Consider the following 23,475-nt stretch of genomic DNA (forward strand, 5'->3'; position numbering starts at 1 on the left):
CCTTAAGAACCCGCTTGCTCGCGGGCCGGTTTCGGCCCGCGATGCGTTTCGCGACCCGTGGTCTTCCCCGAGCTTTCGAGGCGGACCTGTCGGCCCCGGCCCTGCCGGTGCACAGGAGGGCGCGTTTCCTCAATACTCAAACCTAATGCAGAGGACGCGATGACAAAGCGCAGTGAGGCGAAATACAAGATCGATCGCCGTATGGGCCAGAATATCTGGGGCCGCCCGAAGAGCCCCGTGAATCGCCGTGAATACGGCCCCGGCCAGCACGGCCAGCGCCGCAAGGGCAAGCTGTCCGACTTCGGCGTGCAGCTCCGCGCCAAGCAGAAGCTCAAGGGTTACTACGCCAACATCTCAGAGCGCCAGTTCCACGGCATCTACGTCGAGGCCGGCCGGATGAAGGGCGACACCGGTGAAAACCTGATCGGCCTGCTCGAGCGCCGTCTCGACACGGTGGTCTATCGCGCCAAGTTCGTCGCGACGATGTTCGCCGCCCGCCAGTTCATCAACCACGGCCACATCAAGGTGAACGGCCGCCGTGTCAATATTTCGAGCTACAAGCTCAAGCCCGGCGACCTCGTCGAGATCAAGGAATCCTCCAAGCAGCTCACTCCCGTTCTGGAAGCAAGCCAGCTCGGCGAGCGCGACGTGCCGGATTTCATCGAAGCCGATCACGGCAAGATGACCGCGAAGTTCACCCGCATCCCCGCCCTGTCGGACGTGCCGTTCGCAGTGCAGATGGAGCCGCATCTGATCGTCGAATTCTATTCGCGCTGATCGATTTTCGGTTCCCGAGACATCAAAGGCCCCGGTTTTGCCGGGGCCTTTTTTCTGTCCGCAGTTTGCAATGCGCATGGTTCAAACACCGGCTTGCAAGTAGGATTCAGCCCAAGGTTCAGCCAAGGGGGAGCCATGGATTGAACCGGCGCCGGGGGACAACATGCGTTTGAGCGACTGCTACAACTTCCATGATTTCCGCAAGCTGGCGCAACGACGGTTGCCCGGCCCAATCTTCAACTACATCGACGGCGCCGCCGATGACGAGGCAACGCTTCGCCAGAATACCGCAAGCTTCGAGCGTTGCGATCTGGTGCCCAACGTCCTGCGCGGCGTGGAAACCATCGACATGTCGGTGACCGTCATGGGCCAGAAACTGGCCATGCCGTTTTACTGTTCCCCGACCGCGCTGCAGCGCCTGTTCCACCATACCGGCGAACGCGCGGTGGCCGCCGCGGCCGCGAAATACGGCACCATGTTCGGCGTATCCTCGCTCGGCACCGTAAGCCTCGAGGAATTGCGCAGGGCGTACGATACGCCGCAAGTCTATCAGTTCTATTTTCACCGGGATCGCGGCCTCAACCGCGCCATGATGCAGCGGGCGAAGGAAGCCGGCGTCAACGTCATGATGCTGACCGTGGACAGCATCACCGGCGGCAACCGCGAACGCGATCTGCGTACAGGCTTCTCAATTCCGTTCAGCCTGACGCTTGCCGGTATGGCCCAGTTTGCGGTCAAACCGATGTGGGGCATCAACTACCTCGCCCATGAGAGTTTCAAACTGCCCCAGCTGGACCAGCACGTTGACATGAGCGGCGGCGCCATGTCGATCGGCCGCTATTTCACCGAAATGCTCGACCCTTCGATGAATTGGGACGACGTGGCTGAAATGGTGCAGCTATGGAACGGGCAATTCTGCCTGAAGGGCATCATGTCGGTGGCCGACGCGAAACGCGCCGTTGAGATCGGCTGCACCGGTATCGTGCTTTCCAACCATGGCGGCCGGCAGCTCGACGGCTCGCGGGCGGCGTTCGATCAATTGGCTGAAATCGTGGATGCCGTGGGCGACCAGATCGACGTGATCATGGACGGCGGGATCCAGCGCGGAACCCACGTCCTGAAAGCGCTGTCGCTAGGAGCCAAGGCTGTTGGCGTTGGACGCTTCTATCTTTATCCTCTCGCCGCGGCCGGCCAGGCCGGCGTTGAACGCGCCCTCGGCCTGATGCGGGCCGAGATCGAGCGAGGAATGAAGCTGATGGGGTGCAGATCGATCGACCAGCTCTCACGCGAAAATCTGCGCTTCAGATAATTCCTTCTCCCCTCATCACGTTTGCAAATTCGGTCTTCAGTTCCGAGATATTAAAGGCCCCGGTTTTGCCGGAGCGTTTTTGTTTGAGGTTCAAAGGTCGATTGCGGCGTCAGACTGCCATTGCCTTCTTCGCCGCCTGGGCAAGGAAGCCCGAGCGCGTGAACCCTTCCCGTTCGGCGTAGCGATCGATTTGATCGAGCACGTCGGCCGGCATCGTCACGTTGATCCGAACACTCTTCAGTTCCGCGGCGGGCGCCGCGATCAGCACGGCAACGCCATCCTTGTTTTGCGCATTTTTCATGATCTGTTCCAGAGAGCTTGGCTCTGGCGCGGCTTCGCCATCGGCCGCCAAACCTTCCAGATGCAGCGCCAAAGCTTCTGCGCCCATATCGCGGGCTTCATCCAGAGTCTTGCCGGCGCTGATCACGCCGGGTAGGTCCGGAAACGATACGCCGTAGTCGCTGCCCGGCTCTTTGTGGATCAAGGCGATGTACTGTCGCATTTTCTATTCATCCTCTGCTTCTGGCAGGGCGGGCCGCTGGCCCATTTCCTATCTGTTCTATTTCAGCTTCAGACCGGTTGCTTCTCGATGCTCCTGAACGTGCCGGTCGGGATATCTCTTCGCGGGTGAGGCACCGTTACCCGCCCCGGTTTGGTTGGATGCTTGAGCTGGACATGACTTCCTTTTTGGGCGACCTGCACCCAGCCGTCCGCCTTCAACGCGGAGATAATGGCCTTAGAATTCATGAGTATTTATACACACTTTAATGCGTGATTTCAAGTGTATAAATACACACTAAGATTCGAGCCCACCCTTGACGCGAGGCACCGGACGCGTGCTTTTGCCCGGCCATAGCAATTGTGAGCGAGAAGAACTCCCATGCACTACACCCCTGCCCCTCGCGATCCCAAGGCCGATCCCATCCGCATCAACCTGCTGTCGGACACGCAGACGCGCCCCACACAAGCGATGCGCGAGGCGATGGCGCGGGCTGAGGTCGGCGACGAACAGATCGGCGACGACCCGACGGTGAACCTGCTGTGCGAGCGTGTGGCCGACCTGCTCGGCAAGGAAGCGGCCGTGTTCATGCCGTCGGGCACCATGTGCAATGTCGCGGCAACACTGGCCCATTGCCGGCCGGGCGATGAAATTCTCGCCCATGCCAGCGCGCATATCATTGCGCGCGAAGGCGGCGCGCATGCAGCCCTTGGCGGATTCCAGATCACGGCGCTGCCGGGCGACGACGGGCAATTTGCCCCCGGAACGTTCCGCGCCGCGCTGCATCCGCGCTCGCGCTACCAGCCGCCGCAGACGGTCGTCAGCGTCGAGCAGACCGCCAATATCGGTGGCGGGACGATCTGGAAGAAGGCGGCGCTCGATGAAGTGGTGGAGATCGCCAAGGCCAATGGGCTGATCACCCATATGGACGGCGCGCGGCTGTTGAACGCCTGCGTCGCGACAAAAATATCGGCGCGCGATATGGCCGCGGGCTGGGATTCGGCCTGGATCGATTTCTCAAAAGGCTTGGGCGCACCGATCGGCGGCGTCATCGCGGGTTCGCGCGCCTTCATCGACGACGTCTGGCGCTGGAAGCAGCGCCTCGGCGGATCGATGCGGCAGGCCGGCATCTGCGCCGCGGCTTGCGTCTATGCGCTCGACCATCACGTCGACCGCCTCGCGGACGATCACGCCAATGCGCGTTCATTGGCGCGGGGGCTGTCGCAGATCAACGGCATCGAGGTGCAAGAGCCCGAGACCAATCTGGTGTTCTTCAGGCCTGACGGCGCGGGCGTCAGCGGCGATAAAATGGTCGAGGCCTTGCGCAAGCGCGGCGTGCTGCTCGCGATGATGGATGGCCGCATTCGCGCTTGCACGCATCTCGATGTCAGCGCTGCGATGATCGAGGAGACGGTCGGCATCGTGCGCGAGATCGTGCGCGGGGCGTGAGAGAACTCAGGCAACAGCAGCAGTGCGTGCCCGCCACAGCGCACTGCCGAGCAGGACATACACCGCCGCGGTCCACATCGCCTGCCAGTTCTCGAACCCTTCATTGAAGACAACGTAGACCGCGGCAAGCGCGAACAGTCCGGCAAACACGGCTTCCGAGAGCGGCCGCTCGCCGGATTTCGAACCATTGAGGAATGCCAAGGTCCAGAACGGCACCACGGCCATGGTCAGGGCGGCGAACGGGAAATCGCGCCAGCGCGCGTCGAATATCAGGCTGAGCGCGGTTTGCGTGGCAATGAGCGTCGTCACGATCAGCGTGATGCCGAGCATATTGGCCATGAAGAATGGGGTCAGATCCTTGGGCGGCCCCAACACTTCAAGAAACGACGGAAGCCCGCGCCCCGAGATCAGCGCGTAGGTGGACAGCAGTGGCGCAGTCACCGCCGCCGCCAGCAGGAAACCCTGAACCAGCCAACCGCCGGCCCCGTAACTTTCGTGGAGCATCTTGTCCACGCTCACGCCCAGCAGGATTCCGCCAGTAGTCGCGGACACCGCGACCGCAAGCCACGATGCCAATGGCATCGGCGACGGCCGGCGCTTCAGCGTGACCAAGGCTACGGCGAATACGCCGATGCAAAGAAACAGCCCGCATGCCATCTGCAGCTTCCAGAGCGGGTAATTGCTGATGGCCACCCCTGCCGGATATTTCAGCTTGCGTTCGATCCCGTCGAACAGCCCCCAATAGCCACCCACCGTTCCTTCCCAGCGTCGCTTCCACGGCTCGTCATAGGCCTCGAAAAAATTGACGCGAAAATTGTCCTGTCGCGCCCGCTCGAGAATCTGGGAAATGAAACGCGCCTGATTGACGCGGGAAGCCAGCGCGCCGTCGCGCATCCGCCCGTGGCTTGGCCAACCGGTTTCCCCGATCAGGATCTCCTTGCCGGGAAACGCTGCCACGACCTGCTTGCGAATGTCATCGACATGCGCGGCCGCATCTTCGGCGCGCGGCGGAACGTCCTCCCAATACGGCAGGAAATGGGCGGTGACGAAATCGACATCCTCGCCCACTTCGCGATAGCGCAGCCAGAATTCCCAGACATCGGCATAGGTCACCGGCACGTCCACGCGCGGCTTGACCGAACGGATCGTTTGGCGAAGGTCGTCCACCGTCATGTCGCCGCGCAGCAGCACTTCGCTGCCGACGATGATCGCCGCGACCACGCCGGGATGATCCTTCACCAGCGAGACCGCGGTGTTGATCAGGAGCGCGTTCTTGGCGCGATCGCGTCCGATCCAGACGCCGAGCAGAACCTTCAATCCGACCCTGGACGCAAGCTCGGGCACCTTGTCGAGCCCGTTGTCGATGGAATAGGTGCGGATGCATTTGGAGACCTTGGCCAGTTCGCGTAAGTCCTCCGCGATCTGCGCCGGGCTGACGATCAGCGTTGGATCATGCGGCGTCTGATCGCCCCTGAACGGCGCGTAGGAAACGCACTCCAGCTTCGCGGCATCATCGATCGGCGCGCGCGTCAGCGCCACCGGCGTGGCGAGCCACCACCACACCGCGGCGACCATGCCCAGCGATACAATGAAAAGCGCCAGCGGCGTGCGCAAGCCGATCGTCCTGCTCCCCAAATCGGTGAATATATCAGCCTGTTTAGCGGTGCGCGGCGGCCCTGTCGACCCGCGGATTCAGCCGCTTGCACAATTGCACTGGGACACCGAAGCAGTGATATTAGACCTGCTTCGAACACGAAGCATCAAGAGTGAGCCTTGTTTTGCTCAAGATTGATTGATCCCGACGAGTGAAGCGATGCCATTCAAGAGATTTTCCCGGCGGCAATTTGGCAGAATTGCGGGCTGGTCTGCACTTGGCATGTCGATGCTGCCAGCCGGGTCCGGACGAGCCCAATCGGATGCGGATAGTGGAACACGAAATCGAACAACCTCTTTCGGTTTTCCGAGCGGTTTCCTGTGGGGCACGGCGACCTCGGCCTATCAGATCGAGGGAGCCGTGAACGAAGACGGCCGCGGTCCGTCGATCTGGGACCGTTTCTCCCACACGAGCGGCACCATCTCCGATCACAGCAACGGCGACACCGCGACCGACCATTATCGTCTGTACAAGGAAGACATCCAGTTGATGAGGGCGCTCGGCGCAAAGGCCTATCGATTCTCGATCGCATGGCCTCGCGTCTTCCCGGACGGAGCCGGCGCGACAAATCCAAAAGGCCTCGATTTCTACAACCGCCTTGTCGACGAGTTGCTGGCGAACGGCATCGAGCCGTTTGCGACGCTGTATCATTGGGACCTGCCGCAGGCGCTGCAGGATCGCTTCGGCGGCTGGACCTCGCGCGACACCTCAAAGGCCTTTGCGGATTACGCAGGCCATGTCGCGGGGCGCCTAAGCGATCGCGTGAAGCACTTCTTCACCATCAACGAATGCTCCAGGCTCGTCCATCTCGGCCATGAGTTTGGCGCTGATGCGCCGGGGCTCAAACTATCCCCATCGGACGTGAAGCAGGTCAGGCACAACGTCGCGCTGGGGCACGGTCTCGCGGTTCAGGCGATCCGGGCCAATGGACAGGCCGGAATCAAGGTCGGTCCGGCGGAGAATGCCGTGAGCTGCATCCCGGCCATCGAAACGCCTGCGAACATCCGCGCAGCCGAGATCGCGACGCGTGAGCTCAATGCCGGCTATTTGACCGTGATGCTCGAGGGAAAATACACTGATGCTTATCTCGCGCAGGCCGGCAAAGATGCTCCAAAATACACCGCCGAAGATCTGCGCATCATCTCCTCCCCGATCGATTTTGTCGGGCTGAATGTTTACATGCCTGATCATTACGTCGTTGCTGCCGACAACGAACGCGGCTTCACTCTAGCGCCATTTCCCAAATCGTTCCCGCACATGAAGGCGACCTGGCTCAGGCCCGGCCCCGAAACAATGTACTGGGTACCACGCCATGTGGCCAAGCTGTGGAACGTGAAATCGATCTACATCACCGAGAACGGCACGTCGGGAAGCGACCAGCCGGCCGCGGACGGCACCATCTATGACGTCGATCGCATCATGTACTTACGCAGCTATCTGACGCAGTTGCAGCGCGCGACATCAGAGGGCGTGCCCGTGCTTGGATATTTTCTGTGGAGCCTGATGGACAATTTCGAATGGTCGGACGGGTATGAACAGCGCTTCGGCCTCTATCACGTCGACTTCGATACCAAGCGCCGGACGCCCAAGCTGAGCGCGTCGTTCTATCGCGAGACGATCGCGCGCAACGCGGTCGCGTAGTCAGGCGATCGTCAATCCTCTATCAATCCTTGCGCAGGCCCTTGCCCAGCGCCTCAAACATCATCGTCTTCAGCGCCAGTTGGATCCGCCCACCTTGCGTCGGAGCCTGCACCATACAGACAACGAGCATGTCGTCCTCGGGGTCGACAAAATAGAAACTGCCGCCCGCACCGTCCCAGCGGTATTCGCCGAGCGGCCATGTCGTATTCGGCGGCGGTGAGGTGCGCACGGCAAAGCCGAGACCAAAGCCAGAGCTCGGGCCGGGGAAATAGAAGGGATCGTGAATGATCCTGGTCTCTGGCCCGATCTGATCCGACGTCATCAGTGCGACTGTCTCGGGCTTGAGGTACCGCTTGCCGTCCAGTTCGCCTCCGTTCAGCAGCATTTGCAGGAAGCGGGCATAGTCCCCGGCCGTCGAGACCAGCCCCGCTCCGCCGGATTCCCAGCGCCGCGGCAATGCTGGGTCCCTGATTCCGGCCACCCGAAAACGATCGACGGGAAATGCCTGGGCAATGCGCGACCACTTCGATTCATCTGCGACATAATATGCGGTCTCGGACATGCCGAGAGGATCGAACAATCTTTGCTTTTCGAATTGAAACAGCGTCTGCCCCGAGGCCACCTCGACAACGCGGCCTAGCACGTCGGTTGAATGGCTGTAATTCCAACGCACCGCGGGCTGATCGGCGAGCGGCAGTGTCGCGATCCGGTCGGCGAATTCGGCGTTATCGAAATCGCCGGCGTACAGTTGGGGATTGGCGTAGAGTTTCTGTACCGCGGTTTCGCCGAAGAAGCCGTACGTGATGCCCGACGTGTGCCGCAGCAGATCCTTGATCGTGATCGGGCGCTTCAACGGCTCGAGCTTGAGCGGGTACTGTCCTGCTTCATCGGAAAGATCGACGCCGACTTTTGCATCCGCAAAGGCGCGAATGTATTTCGACACGGGATCGTCGAGCGCCAGCTTGCCGTCGTCGACCAGCATCATCGCGGCAACCGAGGTGACGGCTTTCGACATCGAATAGATCTGGAAAATCGTGTCCGGCGTCATCGGCTGGCCGGTCGCCGGGTCCCGCACGCCGAAACTTTGCAAATAGACCGGCTTGCCGTGCTGCTGGATCAGCAGGACTGCGCCGGGAATCTTGCCGGTCGCGACCTCGTTGCGGATGTAGTCGCCGATCCGGTCAAGGGCCGCGCGTGAAAAAGTTGGCGCGTTCGCCACTTTCGGCTCGGCTCGCGCCTCGTGCGGTCGGCCAGCGACCAACAAAACCACGAGCCCGGCCGCGACGAGGCAGCGCCCTGCGGCGCCGTCAGTTCTCCAGCGCTTCATAGACCAACTGCTTCAGCGTCCGCTGGACGCGCTGGCGCTCCGTCGGCGTCTGCTCCAGCACCACGAAGAACATGTCCTGCTTGCGGTCAACCACCATATAGCAGCCGGCGGCGCCGTCCCATTTCAGTTCGCCCAGCGATCCCGGCGGCGGCGGCTTGGCGTTGCCGGGATCGGTGCGCACGGCAAGCCCAAGCCCCATCCCGAAGCCGTCACCGGGGAAATAATAATGATCCCGCGCAACGCCGGAGTCCTTGCCGGCGTGGTCCGATGTCATCAGTTCGAACGTCTTCGGGCTGAGATAGGTCTTGCCCTCGAACGTACCGCCATTGGCCAGCATCTGCGCAAACTTCGAAAAATCCGACATGGTCGAAACCATGCCGCCGCTGGCGGATTCCCACTTCTGGCGAACCTCGGTCCTGTAGAGGCGGCCGACCCGGAAATCGCTGTCGTTCGGCAATGGTTGGGCAAGCCGCTGCAGCCGCTCCGGTTCGGTAACGAAGAAGCCGGTGTCGGTCATGCCGAGCGGATCGAGCAGCTTTTCCTTTTCGATCTCGAGCAATGATTTGCCGGACACGATCTCCATGATCCGCGCCAGTATGTCGGTGGAATGGCCGTATTGCCAGAGCGCGCCCGGCTGGTTGTGCAGCGGCAGCTTGGCGATCCGCTCGGCGAATTCGGCAAGGTCGAATTCGCCCGCGTAGAGATTGGCCTCCTTATAGGCCTTGCGCACCAGACTGTCGCCATAGAAGCCATAGGTGATGCCGGAGGTATGACGCATCAGGTCGAGAATGGTGATAGGCCGGGTCAGCGGCGCCAGTTCGAGCGTCCTGGTACCGTCCTCGGCCTTTTTCTCCTCACCGACCTTCATGTTGGCGAAGGAGGGAATGTACTTCGAGACGGGATCGTCGAGCTTGATCTTGCCGTCCTGGATCAACTGCATCGCCACAACGGAGGTGATCGCCTTGGTCAGCGAAGACAGACGGAAGATGGTCTTGTCGGTGATCGGCGCCTTCGACACGACGTCCTGAACGCCGAAGGTTTCGTGATAGACCGGCTTGCCGTGCTGCTGGATCAGAACGTTGGCGCCGGCGATCTTGCCGGTCGACACCTCGTTCTTGAAGAACTCGGTGATCTTCCCAAGCTTGTCCTTGTTGAAATGCGCACCTGCGGGAATATCGAAGGTGCCTTCGGCGCGGGCGGACGACAGCGTTGCAAGCATCAGCGCGCCGAAGCCCAGCGCGCGCAGCATTCCTGATGAATTCATTGGACCCTACCCCTCTCCTTGGAATTCAGCGGAGAGTGTAGCGGCGGCTTGTCAGTCGGCACAAGGGCTGCCGAAGGTATCCAATGCCGCCTGATGCAACTGGGCGCTGGCATCGGAGAAGCAGCAGAAGACCACTTGCATGACTGTGGGTGCAGCCGCGAGCGTATCGACGACGGTCTGGACTGCGATGCCGGCCGCGCGATCGGCGGGGAAGCGATAGATGCCCGTTGAGATCGCGGGAAAGGCGACTGAAACTAGGCCGTGCTTCTCGCACAATTCGATCGAGCGACGATAGCAAGAGGCAAGCAGATCGTCCTCGCCAAGCGTGCCGCCATTCCACACCGGCCCAACCGTATGGATCACGTGCTTGGCCGGCAGGCGATAGCCCTTGGTGATCTTGGCGTCGCCGGTCTCGCAGCCGTGGAGCTTACGGCATTCAGCCACCAGCTCCGGCCCCGCCGCCCGATGGATCGCACCATCGACGCCGCCCCCGCCAAGGAGCGACGAATTGGCCGCGTTGACGATGGCGTCAACGCGCAAGCTGGTGATGTCGGCAACGATGACTTCGAGCCGCGCCCGGCCGATCTGGCGCGCGCGACCGCTCAGGCCGAGGCCGCCGCGCTGACGGTGACGCCCTTGTCGGCGAACAGCTGCTGCAATTCACCGGCCTGGAACATCTCACGAATGATGTCGCAGCCGCCGATGAACTCGCCCTTGACGTAGAGCTGCGGGATCGTCGGCCAGTTCGAATATTCCTTGATGCCGTTGCGAAGTTCGGCGGATTCCAGGACGTTCAGGCCCTTGTAGCCAACGCCGACGTGGTCGAGGATCTGCACCACCTGGCCGGAGAAACCGCACTGCGGAAACTGCGGCGTGCCCTTCATGAACAGCACAACGTCGTTCGACTTCACTTCATTGGCGATGAATTGTTCGATGCTCATATTCGCTTCCTTTTGCGGCTCAGCCCCCTGCGGCTTCGCCTGACGGGCCGGCTCGTCCATCTAACCTGGTTACTTGCCCTATATGTAACCCAAACCGTTGGGCATCCATAGTAAAATGGCGAGTAGGTGGCATGCGCGGGTCCGGCTCGGAGCCCCCGGCGGCCGCGGCCCAATAGTCTGACGGCATCAATATCATAGCGGGGGAAGGCTTTTTTCCCGGAGGGGAACCCCTATCTAGGACGGACCGCCCGTCGGGAACCAGTTTGCCGGACTAAAGTTCTCTCCCTTAACCGGAGACACCTGTGACGAAATCAGTATCTGCAGCGTCCCTTGCCAGCCCCACCCCGTCACTTTTCTCCGATTCAGGCACCCTCGCCCAGAATTTGGTGGAAGCCTATCTGGCCGTCCGCGGCGAGACCGAGCGCCGCGCTGCCCCCCTGAGCCCCGAGGACCAGCTGATCCAGTCGATGCCGGACGCCAGCCCGGCCAAATGGCACCGCGCCCATACCACCTGGTTCTTCGAGCAGTTCCTGCTCGGCGAACACTGCGAGGGTTACCGGCCCTTCCACCCCGACTACGCGTTTCTATTCAATTCCTACTATGTCAGCGCAGGTCCCCGGCACGCCCGTCACCAGCGCGGCCACCTCACCCGCCCGAGCGCGGACGAGGTCACCGCCTATCGCCGGCATGTCGATGCCGCCGTGGTCAAGTTCTTCCAGACCGCCGGCGAGGAGCGCCTCACAAAACTGGTCCCGCTGGTCGAGGTCGGCCTCAACCACGAGCAGCAGCATCAGGAATTGATGCTGACCGATATCCTGCACGCCTTTGCGCAGAACCCGCTTCCGCCGGCCTACGATCCGTCATGGCGCTTCCCGGCGCAGCATCGTTCGGCGGAGGAATGGGTCACCCTCAACGAGGGCATCCACACCGTCGGCCACAGCGACGACAGCTTCCATTTCGACAATGAAAAACCCGCGCACCGGGCGCTGGTCGGCCCGGTCAGCCTCGCCCGCAACCTCGTCACCAATGCCGAATGGCTGGCCTTCATGAAGGACGGCGGCTACGGCACGGCCACGCTGTGGCTGATGGACGGCTTTGCCGCCGCGACCAACGAGGGCTGGCAGGCGCCGGGCCACTGGCGCCAGGTCGACGGCGACTGGCGGATCATGACGCTCGGCGGGCTGCAGCCGATCGACCCTTCAGGCCCGGTCAGCCATGTCAGCTATTACGAGGCGGACGCGTTCGCGCGCTGGGCCGGCCGCCATCTGCCGACCGAAATGGAATGGGAGGTCGCCGCCCGCGCCGGCCAGCTCAACGACGCCTTCGGCATCGTCTGGCAGTGGACCCGCAGCTCCTACTCACCTTATCCCGGCTACCGCGCCATCGAGGGTGCGCTGGGCGAATATAACGGCAAGTTCATGGTCAATCAGCTGGTGCTGCGCGGCTCCTCGCTTGCAACCCCGGCCGGCCACAGCCGTATCACCTATCGCAACTTCTTCTATCCCTACCACCGCTGGCAATTCACGGGGTTACGCCTCGCCGATTACGCCTGACCCGCTCAACAGGATCATAGCGCGCCGGAAAGCGCGTTCGGGAGAGTATCATGAATGTGCACGCCGCCGCTTTGGCCCAAAGCTACCCGTTCGATGAGCAGACCTCCGCCTTTGCCGGCGACGTGATCGGCGACCTGTCGCAATTTCCCAAGCGCCTGTCGCCGAAATATTTCTACGACGCCGCAGGTTCGGAGCTGTTCGAGCAGATCACGGTCCTGCCGGAATATTATCCGACCCGCACCGAGCTCGGCATTCTGCGCAGCCGCGGCGGCGAGATCGCTTCCATCGTTCCCAAAGGTGCCGCGCTGGTGGAATTCGGCGCCGGCGCCACCACCAAGGTCCGCCTGCTGCTGGAGCGCTGCGATTTCGGCGGCTATGTCCCCGTCGACATTTCCGGCGACTTCCTGACCGCGCAGGCCAGCGGCTTGCGCAAGGATTTTCCCGAGCTCGGCGTTTATCCGGTTGCCGCCGATTTCACCGCGCCGTTCACCCTGCCCGCCGAGATCGAAGGGATGCCCAAGGTCGGCTTCTTTCCGGGATCGACGCTCGGCAATTTCGAGCCGCACGAAGCGCGCGCCTTCCTGCGCAGTGCGCGCGACATTCTGGGCGAAGGCGCGCAAATGATCATCGGCGTCGATCTCGAAAAGAACGAGCGCGTGCTCTACGATGCCTATAACGATGCAGCCGGCGTCACCGCGCGCTTCAATCTCAACGTTCTGGTCCGCATCAACCGCGAGCTCGGCGGCAATTTCGACGTTTCCGCCTTCATGCACCGCTCGGTCTATAACCGCGAGCGGCATCGCATCGAGATGCACCTGATCGCCAAGAAGGCGCAGACCGTGCGCATCCTCGGACGGAATTTTTCATTCCGCCCGGGTGAGAGCATCCACACCGAGTCGAGCTACAAATACAGCTTCGACCGCTTCACCGATCTGGCGCGCGACTCCGGCTGGTCGGTACGGGAATCCTGGACCGACCACGACCGGATGTTTTCGGTTCACGCGCTGGCGGCGTCAGCCTGAGGAGTGGTCGCGAGCTTTGCAGTTCAGGTCTCTGCAGTTCAAGTCTCTGCAGTTCAAGTCTCTGCAGTTCAAGTCTTGCAGTTCAAGTCTTGCAGTCAGATCTCCTGCGCTCCGGTCGCATCCTGCGTGTTGGAGCGATCCGGGGCGCGGCGGATATCCAGTCATCGAATAGTCGATCTGCACCCAGCAACCACGCGTGAATGATCCGCCACTTGTCCTGCCCACGAGACTGGAAATCCAATAGCGCCGATCCAGCGTCCTGCAGCTCGTGGAAGAACTTCAACGAATCTTTTCCAGTGGGTCCGTCCTGCTCGATCGCCTGCGTCACGATCCAGCGATCCCACTCCTGAATGATGCGTACTCTTGCTTCACTTTGTTTCATAGGCGCGCATTCCCACCACGGCAACCCCGTGGGCACTGAGTGAATCGCGCTGGTCTAGGTCTGATGGAAAGGTGCTACGCCGCCGCGCGTCCCCGCACCTTTGCCGCGCCCACTATAGACAAACTTCTTAACAAATCTTCATCTTTATCGACCCGCCCGCAAAACGCTCCATCCGCGCTCTCGTTTGCCCTTCGAAACGTCCAACTTTTGACGCGGACTCAGTCGAATTTCTGCGTCAGGCTCGGCTAGGGGTGTGTTCGTGCCAGGGGATGTCAGTTATGGGCAACGCATATCCAGCGTCCGGCAATCGGAAGGAAGATTCCAGCTCGTCCTCCGTTCGCGAGGACCAGGCTTGGGATCAAGAGACGGACGCCGAACGGGTGTCCCTCATCGAGGAAAATGCCAGGCTGCGGGCGCTCGTCGTGCAATTGTCAAATCTCGTTCTTCGAAACGTCGTCGATCAGCACAGCACGTCGCCATTTCTGCCGGTCAGGCGATCGCTGCCTGATTAGGGCGCTTTCAAGTTAGAGCGTTTCCAGACGAACCACGCCCTCGGACTTGATCCGGGGGTGGATTCGGTTTGCGTAAAGAAAACGCATCAAAACGAAAGACGAGAGCCCGGTTCTGATTCAATCAGAACCGATGAGGCTCTAACGGTACTATTCTCTCGGACCCGATTGCAGCGAGACCGATTCCCACACCGCGACCACCATCATGATGGCGGTGGTCAGGATCGACAGCATCAGCGGCGACAGCTCGCTTGCGAACCAGGCGAGCACGCAGAGTGCGATGATACCGACCCCGTGCGAGAGCTGAAGGAAGCCGCGAAAGCTGTGCTTGAACAGGATGGTCCCGAACAGAAACAGCAGCGGACCGCCGATTGCGCTTATCACCGTCTTGAGATCGGAATGCCCGCCCGGGTGCTTCAGCACCAGTTCGTCGGCCACCGCCGAGACGATGATGCCGGCCACGATAGGCATGTGCAGATAGGTATAAGCGAGCCGCGCCAGCCTTCCCGGCTCGCTCGATCTTGAGATCTGCTCGGAGCCGGCTTCGGCGCCGATGTGGAAATAGATCCACCACATGGCGATGCTGCCGGCCAGCACCGTGACGAAGGCGATCAGGTTTTCGGCCGACCAGGCCAGTTCGGCAAATGTTGCGCCGGTCACGACGACGGATTCACCCAGCGCGATGATGACGAAGAGCGCGCAGCGTTCGGCCATGTGGCCGCCTTCGATCACCCAGTCCGCGACGGAAGACGCGCCATATCGGGGTATCCAGAACCGCACCGCCGGCGAGACATACTCGATGACAAGCGCGATCGCCCAAAGCACGAGCCGCAACTCGCCTTGCGCCAATCCGCCCACGATCCAGAAGATCGCCGACATCGACAGCCACGCGGTAATGCGGATGGCATTCATCCGCGCCAGCGGCCGCGATCGTGGGGTCGAAATCCAGAGAAAGACCGTCTTGCCGACCTGCATCGCCGCGTAGGCAATGGCAAACCACAGGCCGCGCCCGTCAAACGCCGTCGGAATCGAGGTCGACAGCACGAGCCCGCCCAGCATCATCGCAAACAGCAGGAGCCGGACCGGGGTCTTTTCGGGATTGAGCCAGTTGGTGATCCAGGAGGTGTAGACCCACACCCACCACACGGCGAGGAACAGCAGCGTGACCTGCAACACGCCTAGCGGCGTAAAGTGCGCCAGCAGCGTGTGAGAGATCTGCGTAACCGCAAAGACGAACACGAGGTCGAAGAACAGCTCCGCATAAGTGACGCGGCTGTGCTGGTGCGGCACGATCGCGCGAAACATCGCGCCGTGCGGATTGTCCGTCATCGGTGCCCCCGCGTGGCCAGTCGGGGCCTAGGCCTCCGGCACTCCAGGTCCGCTAGGTACTCCGGTCTGCAGCGCCAGCGCATGCAGCAAGCCGCCCATCTGCCCCTTGAGCGACTGGTAGACGATCTGGTGCTGCTGCACGCGCGACTTGCCGCGGAAGGATTCCGAAATCACGGTCGCGGCGTAGTGGTCGCCGTCGCCTGCGAGATCGCGGATCGTCACCTCGGCATCGGGGATAGCTGCCTTGATCATCGATTCGATATCGTGGGCATCCATCGGCATCCAGCATGTCTCCGTCAGGTGTTTCGAATCACGGCCGGCTCGCGCGACCGTGACGGCCGAACCTAGCGCGTAGGCTCTTCTAGGTCACGCCTGGCGGCACTATATTCCGCCTTCGACCGTTTGACACCTGAGATCCGGTCGCGCCCGATCATTATGGGCTGACCGAAAAAGAGGCTGAAAATCATGAAATTGCCCGGTCCCGACCATCCGATCACGATAACGGCAAACCCCAAGCGCGTCCGCGTCTCGGTGGGCGGCGTGGTCATCGCCGACACCACCCATGCGCTGACCCTGAAGGAAGCCAGCTATCCGGCGGTGCAATATGTGCCGCGCGAGGATGCCAATATGTCGCTGCTGGCCCGCACCGAGCGGACCACCCACTGCCCCTACAAGGGGGATGCGAACTATTTCAGCATCAACGCCAACGGCAAGAGCATCGAAAATTCGATCTGGACCTATGAGACGCCCTTCCCGGCCATGGCCGAGATATCAGGCCATCTGGCGTTCTATCCGGACAAGGTGACGATCGAGGAAATGGCGTAGGCCGTCTCCCGTCTGTCATCGCCGGGGCATAAGTGTCTGCGCTGCGCAGAACAGGTAGACTTGTCTGTACTACTGGCCATTCCGTGGCAAACGGCAGCGAACATTGGGCCTTGCTGAATCGGGTTCCCGGCTGCAACATTCGGCACAAACAGGCTGGCCGGGAGGCGCGCATGACATCGATTTCCGCCGTGGGGCACGCCGAATTGGGTGCAGTGCCCAAGGCCAGGACGCGAAACCTTTCGCTTGATCGCGCCCGCACCTTCCTGACGCTGGTGGTGCTCCTCCACCATGCCGTCATCCCCTATACCTATTTCGGCCACACCGATCCGAAGTCGTTCTTCGGGTTCGACATGATCGTGCTCGCCACCGACAGTTTCTTCATGGCGATGTTCTTTTTCCTTTCGGGACTGTTCGCCTGGTCCGGCATCGCCCGGAAGGGAGCGCTGAACTACTTGGTGGACCGCCTGCTTCGGCTTGGCCTGCCGTTCGTGATCTGCGCGTTCACGGTCATTCCGCTCGCCTATTACGCGATCTCCCTGCGGCACCATCCCGAAATCGGCTTTTCGGAATATTGGTGGAACATGGTGACGAAGGGTCCGTGGCCGAGCGGGCCGATCTGGTTTCTCTGGGTTTTGTTCGCCTTCGACGTGGTTGCCTGCCTGCTGCACCGGCTGTCGCCCAACATGCTCGATCCGATCAACCGCCTCTCGCTGCACGGCCGTCGCCGACCCGCAGTGTTCTTCGCGGTCATGCTCGCCGTCACCGCCGCGTTCTATGTTCCCGGGCTGATGATTTACGGACCAAGCAGCTGGTTCGAGTTCGGCCCGTTCTCGGTGCAGCACGGGCGCGTGATGCTCTATGCGAGCTACTTCTTTTTCGGTGCCGGCATCGGCGTCGCGAACATGGATCGCGGACTGCTTTCGGCAGACGGCCGGATGGCGAAGGTCAGCTGGGACTGGATGGTGCTGGCGATCGTGCCGTATTGCCTGCTCTGGACGCTGATCTTCATCAAGCGCGAAATACTGGGAAATCCGTCGCCGCTGCCGAACTGGTATGAGGGGCTCTATGCCGTCTGTTTCGCTGTGTTCAGCGTAGCCATCCTGTTTCTGATCTTGGCCTTTTTCCAGAGGTTCAGGCAATCAGGCTCAGCCAAGCTACTCGATCCGATGCAGGCCGACGCCTATGGCATGTTCCTGGTGCACTACCCGATCGCGCTTTGGCTGCAATACTGGCTGTTCGACTATGACCTGCCGGCGATCGTCAAGGCCACGATCGGATTCGTGCTGACGGTCGCAGGAAGCTGGGCGCTGACGCGAGCGTTGCGGCAGATCCCCGGGGCGAACAAGGTGCTGTAACCGTCATTGCGAGCGCAGCGAAGCAATCCATCATACGGCATAACGGATGCACGGATTGCTTCGTCGCTTCGCTCCTCGCAATGACGTGGAGAGAAATCAGGCCGCCTTGCCGCTCATATAGGCCGGCAGCCAGTGCTCGAACGCCGTTTTCAGCGTCTTGATCAAAACCGGAATCTGGTCGGTGATGCTAATCGCATCGCCGCCGGTGGTGCCGATCCGCGCGCAGGGCACGCCCGCGCCCTTCATCTTCGCCAGCACCAGGCCGGCATCCGCCTCCGGCACCGTCACGATGTAGCGCGCCTGATCCTCGCCGAACCAGTAGGCGTGCGGCACGATCGAGGCCGGCGCGGCCAATAGCTGCGCGCCGGTGCCGCTGGCAATCGCCATCTCGGCGAGCGCAATCAATAAGCCGCCGTCGGAGATGTCATGCACCGCAGTTGCGGTGCCGGCGTGGATCATGCCGCGCACCACGTCGCCATTGCGCTTTTCGGCCGCGAGATCGACCGGCGGCGGCGCGCCCTCTTCGCGGCCGCAGATATCGCGCAGATACACCGACTGCCCGAGCCAGCCTTGGGTGTCGCCGATCAGCAGGATCGCTTCACCGGAAGCCTTGAACGCCAGCGTGGCGGATTTCGTGAAATCGTCGAGCAGACCGACGCCGCCGATCGAGGGCGTCGGCAGAATGCCGCGGCCGTTGGTCTCGTTGTAGAGCGAGACGTTGCCCGACACGACCGGGAAGTCGAGCGCGCTGCAGGCTTCCGAAATACCCTTCAGGCAGCCGACGAACTGGCCCATGATTTCAGGGCGTTCCGGATTGCCGAAATTCAGATTGTCGGTAATCGCCAGCGGGCGGCCGCCGACCGCTGTGATGTTGCGCCAGGCTTCGGCGACAGCCTGCTTGCCGCCTTCGAACGGATCGGCCTCGCAATAGCGCGGCGTCACGTCGACGGTGAGCGCGAGCCCCTTCGGCCCGTCCTGCACGCGGACCACGGCGGCATCGCCGCCCGGCCGCTGCACGGTATTGCCCAAAATGACGTGGTCATATTGCTCCCACACCCAGCGCTTCGAGCACAGTTCGGGCGTCGCGATCAGCTTTTCCAGCGCGGCCGATATGCCGAGCGGCGGGTCTACCTCGCGTGCCTGCACCACCGGCAGCGCCGCGGACGGGACATGCGGCCGGTCATAGATCGGCGCCTCGTCGCCCAGTTCCTTGATCGGCAGATCGGCCATGACGTCGCCGCCATGCTTGACCACGAAGCGCTTGGTCGGCGTGGTGTAGCCGACGACGGCGAAGTCCAATCCCCACTTCGTGAAGATCGCCTCGGCCTCTTTTTCCTTCTCGGGCTTGAGCACCATGAGCATGCGCTCCTGGCTTTCCGAGAGCATCATCTCATAGGCGCTCATGCCGGTTTCGCGCGTCGGCACCGCATCGAGATTGAGATCGACGCCTAGATCGCCCTTGGCGCCCATCTCGACCGCCGAGCAGGTCAGCCCGGCCGCGCCCATGTCCTGGATCGCGATCACGCAACCTTTTTCCATGATTTCGAGGCAGGCTTCCAGCAGCAGCTTTTCCGCAAAGGGATCGCCGACCTGCACCGTCGGCCGCTTCTCGGCCGAATCGTCATCGAACTCGGCCGATGCCATCGAGGCGCCGTGAATGCCGTCGCGCCCGGTCTTGGAGCCGAGATAGACGATCGGCATGTTCACGCCTGACGCCGCCGCATAGAAAATCTTGTCGGTGTCGGCCAGCCCAACCGCCATCGCATTGACCAGGATGTTGCCGTCATAACGGGTGTGGAAGCGCACCTGGCCACCGACCGTCGGCACGCCGAACGAATTGCCATAGCCGCCGACGCCGGCGACCACGCCCGACACCAGATGGCGCGTCTTGGGGTGTTCCGGCGCGCCGAACGAGAGCGCATTGAGGCAGGCGATCGGCCGCGCGCCCATCGTGAACACGTCGCGCAAAATGCCGCCGACGCCCGTGGTCGCGCCCTGATAGGGCTCGATATAGCTCGGGTGGTTGTGGCTCTCCATCTTGAAGACGACCGCCTGCCCGTCGCCGATGTCGATGACGCCGGCGTTCTCGCCCGGGCCCTGGATCACCCAGGGCGCCTTGGTCGGCAGCCCCCGCAGATGGATGCGCGAGGACTTGTACGAGCAATGCTCGTTCCACATCGCCGAGAAGATCCCCAGTTCAGTGAAACTCGGCACCCGCCCGATCAGCTTGAGGATGCGCTCATACTCGTCGGGTTTCAGGCCATGGCTGGCGACAAGTTCGGGGGTGATCTGGGGCTCGTTCATGGGTGCCTTAATAGGAAGATCGAGGGGGTGCGAAAAGGCCTTTTATGGCGCATTTCCGCCCTGTCCAGAGCTTTACGGGGGGAGCCTTGCAGGATCGGCGTTTGCACATCGTTCCCGGATCGGATTTAAGGGCGGAAACACCTGATTGAAGGGCCATTTTTAGTGAACGAACTCCCCAAAAATGCATTTCACCGGCGCCCCGACCTGCATGTCGAAACCGAGGGCGAATTCGCGGGCTGGCGGACCTGGACCCGCGACAGTTTTGAGACCCATAACGGCCCGTTCTGGCACCGGATGGACGAAAACGGCCGCGTGCAATGCGCGTTCCGGGTCGAGAAGAAGCACCTCAACGGCATGCGCAACGTCCATGGCGGCTGCTTCATGTCGTTCGCCGATTACTGCCTGTTTGCGATCGCCTCCTCCGTGCTGGAGGGGCCGGGCGTCACGGTTTCGTTCGCCTGCGAGTTTCTCGACGCCGCGCGCGAGGGCGAACTGGTCGAATGCGAGGGCGAAATCACCCGCGCCGGCGGCTCGCTGATCTTCCTGCGCGGCGTATTGAAATCCGGCGAACGGTCGCTGTTTACCTTCTCAGGCACCATCAAGCGGGTGAAATGGAAGAAGCCCTCGGGCACCAGCGCCGTTGCTACCTGACGCGCCAAAGGCCCGTCGCGGCTGGCGCGACTATGCGTTGCTGCTCGCGCTGGCGTGCTGCTGGAGTTCGACCTATCCGCTGACCAAGATCGGCCTCGGCTCGATCCCACCGATCACCTTCATTTCCGCCCGCTCGCTGATCGCGGCCGCCTTCCTGCTCGTGGTCCTGCGCGTCCGCGGGATACCAATGCCGACGGAAGTGAAGGCCTGGAAGCTGTTCGCCCAGCAGCAGACCATCAATTCGACGTTTCCGTTCCTGCTGATCACCTGGGCGCAGCAATATGTGCCGGCGTCAAATACGGTGGTGCTGGCCTCGACGACGCCGATCTTCGCCTTTCTCATCACCTGGGCCATTACGCGGCACGAGCCGGCCACGCTGCTCAAGCTTGCCGGCGCCATTCTGGGACTTGTCGGAACGGCTGTGATCATCGGCCTCGACGCGCTCGCGACGCTTGATGCCAGTATATTTGCCGAGATCGTCATCCTGATCGCCACCATCTCGTTTGCCTGCGCCACGATCTTCGGTCTGCGGCTGACAGATTACGACCCGATGGTGGTGGCCGCCGGCTCGCTCTTGTTCGGCGGACTCATACTGCTGCCGGTGTCACTGGTCGTCGATCATCCCTGGACCTTGCGGCCGACGGCTGAGGCGCTGGTTGCAACAGTCGCGATGAGCATATTCTCCAGCGCCTTCGGCCTGATGCTATTTTACATGTGCCTGACGCGGCTCGGCACGCTCACCACCAACGCGCAAGGTTACCTGCGCATCCCGATCGGCGTCGGCCTGTCGGTGATCCTGCTCGGCGAAGCCGTGCCCGCCAATCTCGCGCTCGGCCTCGTCCTTGTCACAGCCGGTGTCGCCGCCATGACGATCCCGAAAGACGCCTACCGGCGGTGGCGGCGTCGCGGCGGCTGAGCGCCACGCAGCTATTGCACGCTCACCAGCGTCAGATCGACGAACCACGACTGCGGCGAAACAAACCCCTTGACCTTCGGGCTCATCGCGCGGGGATTGAGATCGTGGACGATGTAGAGCCACGGCGGATTGTCGACGAGCCGCTCATGCGCCTTGCGGTAGGCGGTCGAGATCGCCTTCGAATCGGTCGATTCCGAGATCGTCTTCAGCGCGTCTTCGAATTCGTCGTCTTTCCACTGCTCGAAATTGAAACCGTTCGGCGAGAAATTGGCAGCCAGAAAATAGCGCGCCATGACGCCGGCATCCGACGACGGCGAACTGATATTGAGCGCCATCGCGCCGCGCAGATTCGGGCTGTCAGGCGTGGCGCGCGCCGCCGTCAGCAGCACCTGCCATTCGATCACGTCGAATTCCACGTTGACGCCGCAGGCCTCTTTCAGATTCTGCTGCAAGTACTCGTTCATCGGCAACGGCAGCATCTGCCCCGAGCCGGAATTCGAGATCAGCGCCTTGAACGAGAGCGGCTTCGCCGGTGTGTAGCCTGCTTCCGCGAGCAGAGCCTTACCCTTGGCGGGCTCGAACTTGTAGCGATTGACCGGCGCGCCGAAATCGGGATCGCTAGCCTTGAGCCACCCGACCGACGGCTCCGCAGTGCCGTTGAGCAGCGAGACCAGCCCTTCCCGATCGATGCAATAGTTCAGCGCCTGGCGAACTCTGACATCCTTGAACGGGCTGTTGGCCGCGCCGATGTTGTAGAACCACGGCCAGACATGCGGATAGGAGCCGGTGGTGATGGTGAAGCCCGCGGATTTCAGGGAGGCGATGCCGTCAGGCGGCGGCACTTCAATCCAGTCGACCTGGCCGGAGCGCAACGCGGCCAATCGCGAATTCGCCTCGGGGATCGGCATCAGCACGACATTGTCGACTTTTGCCATCCTGCCCGGGTCCCAATATTTGTCCCAGCGCGCCAGATCGGCTTCCTGCCGCGGCACCACTTTGGTGATCCGAAACGGCCCGGTGCCAGCCGCCGGCAATGTCGCGACCTTCGCCCATTCCTTTCCCGCCTTCTCGAACGATGTCGGCGAGGTGAACAGAAGATAGACCGCCATATGGGGAAAATAGGAAGCCGGCTTCGTGGTGGTGATGGCGACGGTTGCGTCGTCGATCTTCTTGTAGCTGCCCATCACGGGAACACGCGCCCGCGACATCGCTGAACTCGGCGGCTCAAATTGCGGGCTCTCGCTGTTGAAATAACGGTCAAGATTCCAGATCACGGCGTCGGCATTGAAATCGGTGCCGTCGTGGAATTTGACGCCCTGGCGCAGATGAAAAATCCAGGTCTTGTTGTCGCTGGGGTCCTGTTCCCATTTCTCCGCGAGCCCGGGACGCAAGGTCGCCAGTCGGTCGGTCTTGGTCAAATCCCAAAGCACCAATCCTTCGAAGATCGGATAGCCGAGGAAGCGCATTCCCTCGAAACCGTTGTTCGGCAGCCCGGTTGCAGTGGGGATATCGGACGCTGTCATGGCGATGCGCAGCGTGGATTCAGCCATCGCCGAATGGGACGACAGGAGCGCGGTCAGCAGCGCAACCGTGCAGGAAGCCTTAACCGTGCGGGAAGCCTTGCGAATGGGCATGATCTATCTCCGTCCGACGATCGGAAAATCCGCGTTTGGGATCAGGAGATACGAGCAAGTTTCAGGCCAGCCACTTGCCGCAACTGAACAAAGATTCCGCAGTTGAACAAAGGCAGTTGAACAAAGAATGTCTT

General features: G+C 61.8%; 21 protein-coding genes and 1 pseudogene. 10 read left to right on the forward strand and 12 right to left on the reverse strand.

Going from position 1 to position 23,475, the window contains the following annotated elements; translation table 11 throughout:
* Window positions 1-159: 159 nt before the first annotated feature.
* Together rpsD and V1294_RS28115 are read left to right on the forward strand one after the other, a co-directional pair.
* Window positions 160-777 carry a 30S ribosomal protein S4 gene (gene rpsD / locus V1294_RS28110; protein ID WP_108516453.1) on the forward strand — a complete coding sequence of 206 codons (618 nt, stop codon included), beginning with the start codon at window positions 160-162 and terminating at the stop codon, window positions 775-777.
* 163 nt (window positions 778-940) lie between these two features.
* Window positions 941-2,086 carry an alpha-hydroxy acid oxidase gene (locus tag V1294_RS28115; protein ID WP_334501720.1) on the forward strand — a complete coding sequence of 382 codons (1,146 nt, stop codon included), beginning with the start codon at window positions 941-943 and terminating at the stop codon, window positions 2,084-2,086.
* 109 nt (window positions 2,087-2,195) lie between these two features.
* Here the strand turns inward: V1294_RS28115 and V1294_RS28120 are convergent, their stop codons facing one another.
* Entirely contained in the window at window positions 2,196-2,588 is a 393-nt protein-coding gene (locus tag V1294_RS28120; RefSeq protein WP_334501723.1) for a type II toxin-antitoxin system HicB family antitoxin, read from the reverse strand.
* 57 nt (window positions 2,589-2,645) lie between these two features.
* Window positions 2,646-2,833: pseudogene (locus V1294_RS28125) on the reverse strand (type II toxin-antitoxin system HicA family toxin).
* Window positions 2,834-2,966: 133 nt separating this feature from the next.
* Here V1294_RS28125 and V1294_RS28130 point away from each other — a divergent pair.
* Window positions 2,967-4,034 (forward strand): threonine aldolase family protein, encoded by a 1,068-nt coding sequence (locus V1294_RS28130; protein ID WP_334501725.1) that lies wholly within the window; start codon window positions 2,967-2,969, stop codon window positions 4,032-4,034.
* 6 nt (window positions 4,035-4,040) lie between these two features.
* Here V1294_RS28130 and V1294_RS28135 read toward each other — a convergent pair whose 3' ends face one another.
* Window positions 4,041-5,609: a glycoside hydrolase family 17 protein gene (locus V1294_RS28135; RefSeq protein WP_334504853.1), complete on the reverse strand. Its 1,569-nt coding sequence runs from the start codon at window positions 5,607-5,609 to the stop codon at window positions 4,041-4,043.
* A gap of 238 nt (window positions 5,610-5,847) precedes the next feature.
* On the opposite strand from V1294_RS28135, the gene V1294_RS28140 reads away from it, so the two are divergent.
* On the forward strand, window positions 5,848-7,329 hold the full coding sequence (locus tag V1294_RS28140) for a GH1 family beta-glucosidase (RefSeq protein WP_334501727.1): 1,482 nt from the start codon (window positions 5,848-5,850) through the stop codon (window positions 7,327-7,329).
* 22 nt (window positions 7,330-7,351) lie between these two features.
* On the opposite strand, the gene V1294_RS28145 is transcribed toward V1294_RS28140, so the two are convergent.
* Genes V1294_RS28145 through grxD form a run of 4 tightly spaced genes read right to left on the reverse strand, consistent with a single transcriptional unit; the run spans window position 7,352 to window position 10,861 of the window.
* Entirely contained in the window at window positions 7,352-8,656 is a 1,305-nt protein-coding gene (locus tag V1294_RS28145; RefSeq protein WP_334501729.1) for a serine hydrolase domain-containing protein, read from the reverse strand.
* On the reverse strand, window positions 8,637-9,920 hold the full coding sequence (locus V1294_RS28150) for a serine hydrolase domain-containing protein (RefSeq protein WP_334479080.1): 1,284 nt from the start codon (window positions 9,918-9,920) through the stop codon (window positions 8,637-8,639). The genes V1294_RS28145 and V1294_RS28150 overlap by 20 nt, the downstream gene beginning before the upstream one ends.
* A gap of 51 nt (window positions 9,921-9,971) precedes the next feature.
* On the reverse strand, window positions 9,972-10,526 hold the full coding sequence (locus tag V1294_RS28155) for an O-acetyl-ADP-ribose deacetylase (protein ID WP_334504854.1): 555 nt from the start codon (window positions 10,524-10,526) through the stop codon (window positions 9,972-9,974).
* Window positions 10,523-10,861 carry a Grx4 family monothiol glutaredoxin gene (gene grxD, locus V1294_RS28160; protein WP_108516906.1) on the reverse strand — a complete coding sequence of 113 codons (339 nt, stop codon included), beginning with the start codon at window positions 10,859-10,861 and terminating at the stop codon, window positions 10,523-10,525. Before grxD ends, V1294_RS28155 begins: the two co-directional genes overlap by 4 nt.
* Window positions 10,862-11,163: 302 nt before the next feature.
* Between grxD and egtB the strand changes: the two genes are divergently transcribed.
* Together egtB and egtD are read left to right on the forward strand one after the other, a co-directional pair.
* Window positions 11,164-12,414 carry an ergothioneine biosynthesis protein EgtB gene (gene egtB / locus V1294_RS28165; RefSeq protein WP_334501731.1) on the forward strand — a complete coding sequence of 417 codons (1,251 nt, stop codon included), beginning with the start codon at window positions 11,164-11,166 and terminating at the stop codon, window positions 12,412-12,414.
* Window positions 12,415-12,464: 50 nt separating this feature from the next.
* Window positions 12,465-13,436, forward strand: a complete 972-nt coding sequence (gene egtD, locus V1294_RS28170; RefSeq protein WP_334501732.1) for an L-histidine N(alpha)-methyltransferase — start codon at window positions 12,465-12,467, stop codon at window positions 13,434-13,436.
* A gap of 82 nt (window positions 13,437-13,518) precedes the next feature.
* Here egtD and V1294_RS28175 read toward each other — a convergent pair whose 3' ends face one another.
* The 3 genes from V1294_RS28175 to V1294_RS28185 all read right to left on the reverse strand — a co-directional run bounded on the left by V1294_RS28175 (window position 13,519) and on the right by V1294_RS28185 (window position 15,938).
* Entirely contained in the window at window positions 13,519-13,818 is a 300-nt protein-coding gene (locus V1294_RS28175) for a hypothetical protein (protein WP_108516428.1), read from the reverse strand.
* A gap of 659 nt (window positions 13,819-14,477) precedes the next feature.
* Window positions 14,478-15,656 (reverse strand): low temperature requirement protein A, encoded by a 1,179-nt coding sequence (locus V1294_RS28180; protein WP_334501733.1) that lies wholly within the window; start codon window positions 15,654-15,656, stop codon window positions 14,478-14,480.
* Window positions 15,657-15,683: 27 nt separating this feature from the next.
* A complete protein-coding gene (locus V1294_RS28185) occupies window positions 15,684-15,938 on the reverse strand; it encodes a BolA family protein (protein ID WP_108516421.1) in 255 nt (84 codons plus the stop codon).
* A 183-nt stretch (window positions 15,939-16,121) separates the two neighbouring features.
* Here V1294_RS28185 and V1294_RS28190 point away from each other — a divergent pair, with 183 nt between their 5' ends.
* On the forward strand, window positions 16,122-16,481 hold the full coding sequence (locus V1294_RS28190; protein ID WP_334479070.1) for a DUF427 domain-containing protein: 360 nt from the start codon (window positions 16,122-16,124) through the stop codon (window positions 16,479-16,481).
* 170 nt (window positions 16,482-16,651) lie between these two features.
* On the forward strand, window positions 16,652-17,836 hold the full coding sequence (locus V1294_RS28195; RefSeq protein ID WP_334501734.1) for an acyltransferase family protein: 1,185 nt from the start codon (window positions 16,652-16,654) through the stop codon (window positions 17,834-17,836).
* A gap of 96 nt (window positions 17,837-17,932) precedes the next feature.
* On the opposite strand, the gene purL is transcribed toward V1294_RS28195, so the two are convergent.
* Window positions 17,933-20,140, reverse strand: coding sequence for a phosphoribosylformylglycinamidine synthase subunit PurL (gene purL, locus V1294_RS28200; protein WP_334501737.1), 2,208 nt, complete (start codon window positions 20,138-20,140; stop codon window positions 17,933-17,935).
* 162 nt (window positions 20,141-20,302) lie between these two features.
* Between purL and V1294_RS28205 the strand changes: the two genes are divergently transcribed.
* Both V1294_RS28205 and V1294_RS28210 read left to right on the forward strand, forming a co-directional pair.
* Window positions 20,303-20,791 carry a PaaI family thioesterase gene (locus V1294_RS28205; RefSeq protein ID WP_334501739.1) on the forward strand — a complete coding sequence of 163 codons (489 nt, stop codon included), beginning with the start codon at window positions 20,303-20,305 and terminating at the stop codon, window positions 20,789-20,791.
* Window positions 20,781-21,707: a DMT family transporter gene (locus tag V1294_RS28210; RefSeq protein ID WP_334501741.1), complete on the forward strand. Its 927-nt coding sequence runs from the start codon at window positions 20,781-20,783 to the stop codon at window positions 21,705-21,707. The genes V1294_RS28205 and V1294_RS28210 overlap by 11 nt, the downstream gene beginning before the upstream one ends.
* Window positions 21,708-21,718: 11 nt before the next feature.
* Here V1294_RS28210 and V1294_RS28215 read toward each other — a convergent pair whose 3' ends face one another.
* Entirely contained in the window at window positions 21,719-23,341 is a 1,623-nt protein-coding gene (locus V1294_RS28215; protein WP_334501743.1) for an ABC transporter substrate-binding protein, read from the reverse strand.
* Between the last annotated feature and the right edge of the window lie 134 nt (window positions 23,342-23,475).

Source organism: Bradyrhizobium sp. AZCC 1678, from assembly GCF_036924765.1.
Classification (GTDB): Bacteria; Pseudomonadota; Alphaproteobacteria; order Rhizobiales; family Xanthobacteraceae; genus Bradyrhizobium; species Bradyrhizobium algeriense.